A 4,839-nucleotide genomic window follows, 5' to 3' on the forward strand; every position below is an offset into this window, starting at 1 on the left:
AAAGACGAAAGCTTAAGAAACATGGTCGACCCCAGCAAAGTTTGTTTGCTATTGGTTTGGATGTTTTGATTGATGGTTTGCGTGAGTATTTCTTTGCTGGCAATCGACGTGTGTTTGAGGTTCTAATAAGTTATTTGTCTCCTAGTCCACGACCTTTGAGACTTTGAGCATTTTTGTCGTGTACAGAGACAAGTTACTTAGCAGCCACACATTTCACAAATATATACATTTCCTTGCAACTGGTATCTTTTATGGGCGCTACTAAGCTTGTACTGTAGATAGTGAGCGTAAGGAAAGGAGCACATTAAAAAGAAAAAAATAAACAAGAATAAAATAAAAAAATTAAATAATAAAAATAAGTAAGCCAATAATTAAAAAGCATAACGCATAAAAAGAACAATAAGAGACAAGAATAATAAGTGAGAAAATAATAAGTGAAAAAATAATAAGTGAAAAAAAGGTTAAGTAAAGTTTGGCCTCAAAATAATAATGAATAGGCCAATACTCTTAAACCTTACTAGAACAATAAATAATAATAACCATCAATCCAACTAGAACAGAAGTCTAGATACAGCAGTATTTAAAGTCTCAATAATAACGGAGTGTTTAATAATGAGTACTAAAATCGCATTTTTATTAAGTTCATATTTTGAACAATCAGAATATGAAGAAGTGGACCGCTTGTTACGAGACAAAGGCCATGAAACGGTATTAATTACCACTAATGATAAAAAAGAAGTACAAGGCATGAAAGGAGATGTGGATAAAGCAGACACCTTTACTGCCGATCTCTTTCTCAATGAAGCCAATGCAGAGGATTATGCCGCTCTTGTGTTACCAGGTGGGACAGTAAATGCTGATACTATCCGCGTAGACAAAGCAGCTCAAAATTTTGTCAAAAGCTTTTATGACAACAATAAAACTGTAGCCGCTATTTGTCATGCTCCTTGGCTGCTTATTAACTCAGGATTAGCAAAAGGTAAGACTTTAACCGGTTATCACACCCTACAAACAGACATTGAAAATGCGGGCGGTACTTTTGTAGATAAACAAGTACAGCAAGAGGGAAATCTAATTACATCCCGTAATCCTGATGATATTGAAGCCTTTGCTGAGGCTATTGATAAAACTCTAAATCAGTTGTAATCCCTGTTAGAAACATAAAATACAGCATTAAATAAAAGCAATTTACAACTTTATTTACCCATAATTTATCCATCAATAATTTTTATAGCAGTTAAGGAAAACACTATGTCTAATGATAATAAAATTGCACAACAACAATCAGAAGCTGAACTTGCGGGTTTAAAAAACCAAGTTGAAGGTAATTTAGGTAACAATAAAGACAAGAATCAAGACAAAGCGGCAGAAGGCATCGCTGAAAATCTTGAAAAGACACAATCTAAGTAGTTCCCTAAACCGGAGGTTATCATGAGTGACAAGAAACTAAATCAGGATGCAGATAACTTAGAAGAAGCTTTAGAGGATAAGCAGGAGCCTGATACTTTAGCAGAAGCGACTACTGCTCCTGTAGAGGATGAGGCATTAGGTAGGCATGCTACTGAAGCAGACAGACCTAAAAATAAATAAGACAAATCCTGATTCAAAGAAGAGGTAAGATTTAAGGCTCTGCTGAATCTATTTAAAAAAAACTACTCACCTAAGAGTAGTTTTTTGTTATAATAGTAGGCTTACTTAGTCATTTTTTTAGGTCATCTCTAGTAATGCAGGGATGTCCTCAATAAAACTGACTTTATATTATCAATGCATTGCAGGAGAAATTTATGCTAACTAAAACCGATCGCGAACAAATTATTGCTCAATATCAGCGCGCCCCTGGCGATACTGGTTCACCTGAAGTACAAATCGCACTACTAAGTGCCCGTATCAATGATCTACAAGATCACTTCAAAGAGCATAAAGGCGATCACCATAGCCGTCGTGGTTTAATCCGTATGGTTAACCAACGTCGTAAGCTTCTAGATTACTTAAAAGGTAAAGATTTAGCTCGCTACGCAGCACTAATCAGCGAACTGGGTCTGCGTCGTTAATTTTAACGGTGGCTTTAAGTTCATTCTCCCTAATTGGAGCTATGAGTTTATGTCAAAAGTTAAATTAAAGCGCTCATGCCTTAGATAAAAAAAGACGGTGTGAATATTTCACGCCGTTTTTTGTATCTCATTCTTTATCCTCACTTTCTTCAAAGCTGGTCGTTGTCTAGTCGGATAATCCAGTCAGGGTGTCAAATGACTTTTATTGGTCAACTATGGCAAATCCCTGTAAAATAAGAGGCCATCTATTTGATGACAATGGGCTTCTAACGTTTGCCGTGTTTGGTTCAAACCGTCTGCGTCTGTATTACAGGCAGGGGTTTGATTTCTTAAAAAGCAGTCAAACGTTAGAGGCTAAAGTAAGTCTCAATAGATGTGTTACCCCTTTATATTTGCTAATTTATAAAAATAGGAAAAATTAATGTCAATGTTCAATACCATTTCTCGAGAGTTCCAATATGGCAACCAGCAAGTAATCATTGAAACCGGTCGTATCGCTAGACAAGCCAACTCAGTGCTTGTGCATATGGGCGGAGTATCAGTATTGGTGGCGGCTGTGGTTAAAAGTGATGCCAAAGAAGGTCAAAACTTCTTTCCACTAACGGTTAACTATCAAGAAAAAATGTACGCAGCAGGTAAAATCCCTGGTGCTTACGGCAAGCGTGAAGGCCGTCCAACTGAATTTGAAACGCTAACCTCTCGTCTAATTGACCGTCCAATTCGTCCTTTATTCCCAGAAGGCTATGTCAACGAAATCCAAATCACAGCCACTGTGGTATCAAGTGATAAAAAACACTATGCTGATATCGCTGCTATGATTGGTGCTTCTGCGGCACTGGCTATCTCAGATGCGCCTTTCAACGGCCCTGTTGGTGGTGCGCGTGTTGGTTTTATCAATGGTGAATACGTTCTTAACCCTTCTATTGAAGAGTTAGAGACCAGTGATCTTGATCTGGTTGTTGCGGGTACTAAATCTGCGGTATTAATGGTTGAATCAGAAGCAGCTGAGCTGTCTGAAGATCAAATGTTAGGCGCGGTATTATACGGTCATGAGCAGCAACAGATTGTTATCGATAACATCGTTGAGCTGGCCAAAGCAGTTGGTACTGAAAAACAACAGTTTGTTGCTCCAGAGCTAAACGCTGAGTTAAAAGAAAAATTAACCACCCAGTTTGGTAGCCAAGTAGCTGATGCTTATTCAATCAGCGATAAGCAAGACCGTTATACCAAGCTTGATGAAATCAAAGCTGCTGCTATAGAAGCTCTTGCAGGGGATCCTGAAAGCGAAGAGTTTGGCGAGAAAGAAGCGCAAATCAAAGAAATCTACGAAGATCTTAAGTACCGTACGGTTCGTGATGCCATTCTTTCGGGTAAGCCACGTATCGATGGTCGTGACTTAGACACAGTTCGTGCTTTAGATATCCAAGTAGGCGTATTACCTTATACTCATGGTTCTGCTTTATTTACTCGGGGTGAGACTCAGGCCTTAGTTACTACCACTTTAGGTAACTCACGTGATGTAAACCTAATTGATTCATTAGCTGGCACCATCCAAGATCACTTCATGCTGCATTACAACTTCCCACACTTCTCAGTAGGTGAGACAGGTCGTGAAGGGGTGCCTAAGCGCCGTGAAATCGGTCATGGTCGTCTAGCTCGTCGTGGTGTTCAAGCTATGCTTCCAGACAGTGACCGCTTCCCATACGTAATCCGTGTGGTGTCTGAAATTACTGAGTCTAACGGTTCTTCTTCTATGGCGTCAGTTTGTGGTGCTAGCCTTGCCTTAATGGACGCTGGTGTACCAATGAAAGCTCCTGTGGCCGGTATTGCCATGGGTCTGGTTAAAGAAGGCGATCGTTTTGCGGTGTTATCAGACATCTTAGGTGACGAAGATCACTTAGGCGATATGGACTTTAAAGTGGCCGGTACAAAAGACGGTATCACTGCATTACAGATGGATATTAAGATTGAAGGTATCACTCCTGATATTATGGAAAAAGCGCTTGAGCAAGCCCATGCCGGTCGTATCCATATCCTAAACGCAATGAACGAAGTATTGCCAGCCAGCCGTACTGAAATTAATGCCCATGCGCCTAACTATGCGGTTATGGAAATTAACTCAGATAAGATTCGTGATGTAATCGGTAAAGGCGGTGCAACTATCCGTCAACTAACTGAAGACACTGGTGCTGTTATCGATATCGATGACAATGGTACCATCCGTATCTTTGGTGAAAACAAGGCAGCTACTAAAGAGGCGATTCGTCAGATTGAAGCGCTAACTGCAGAAGTTGAAGTAGGTAAGGTCTATAAAGGTACCGTAGCTCGTGTTGTAGACTTTGGTGCATTCGTAACCGTATTGCCAGGTACTGATGGCTTAGTCCATATCTCACAGATCTCAGATGAGCGTGTAGAAAACGTTTCTGATTATCTAAGTGAAGGTCAAGAAATCAATGTATTGGTTCAAGACGTTGATAACCGTGGCCGTATTAAGCTAACCATGAAAGGCGTTGAGCAAGAGCAAGCTTAATTTGCTTATGACTTAACTCTATCTAGTACAAAAAAAGCCGCTTCTTAAAGAAGCGGCTTTTTTTATTGTGCTGTCTAGAATATAGAGACATTCTTTCGAAATAAATCAGCGCCTTCTTTTTATAAAAAGATGCGTTATCATTTTACTGTAAAAAGGCTTATACCAATTCCACAAAATAATATACAATATAATCAACTCAAAAACATAATAGAATCATATGCCGAAAAAGACCCCTAGAAATCATAAACTCACAGACCA

The 4,839-nt window shown here is 39.3% G+C and carries 5 protein-coding genes; all 5 read left to right on the plus strand.

From position 1 onward, the window contains the following. Positions 1-612: 612 nt before the first annotated feature. The 5 genes from A1019T_RS11930 to pnp all read left to right on the plus strand — a co-directional run bounded on the left by A1019T_RS11930 (position 613) and on the right by pnp (position 4,581). Positions 613-1,146 carry a type 1 glutamine amidotransferase domain-containing protein gene (locus A1019T_RS11930; RefSeq protein WP_077451862.1) on the plus strand — a complete coding sequence of 178 codons (534 nt, stop codon included), beginning with the start codon at positions 613-615 and terminating at the stop codon, positions 1,144-1,146. 105 nt (positions 1,147-1,251) lie between these two features. Next, positions 1,252-1,410, plus strand: a complete 159-nt coding sequence (locus tag A1019T_RS13295) for a hypothetical protein (protein ID WP_167366875.1) — start codon at positions 1,252-1,254, stop codon at positions 1,408-1,410. A 21-nt stretch (positions 1,411-1,431) separates the two neighbouring features. Beyond that, on the plus strand, positions 1,432-1,590 hold the full coding sequence (locus A1019T_RS13300; protein WP_167366876.1) for a hypothetical protein: 159 nt from the start codon (positions 1,432-1,434) through the stop codon (positions 1,588-1,590). A 194-nt stretch (positions 1,591-1,784) separates the two neighbouring features. After that, positions 1,785-2,051, plus strand: a complete 267-nt coding sequence (gene rpsO / locus A1019T_RS11935; protein ID WP_028858412.1) for a 30S ribosomal protein S15 — start codon at positions 1,785-1,787, stop codon at positions 2,049-2,051. A 421-nt stretch (positions 2,052-2,472) separates the two neighbouring features. Next, on the plus strand, positions 2,473-4,581 hold the full coding sequence (pnp, locus tag A1019T_RS11940; RefSeq protein WP_077451864.1) for a polyribonucleotide nucleotidyltransferase: 2,109 nt from the start codon (positions 2,473-2,475) through the stop codon (positions 4,579-4,581). The last annotated feature ends 258 nt before the right edge of the window (positions 4,582-4,839 follow it).

Source organism: Psychrobacter piechaudii (assembly GCF_900162825.1).
Classification (GTDB): domain Bacteria; phylum Pseudomonadota; class Gammaproteobacteria; order Pseudomonadales; family Moraxellaceae; genus Psychrobacter; species Psychrobacter piechaudii.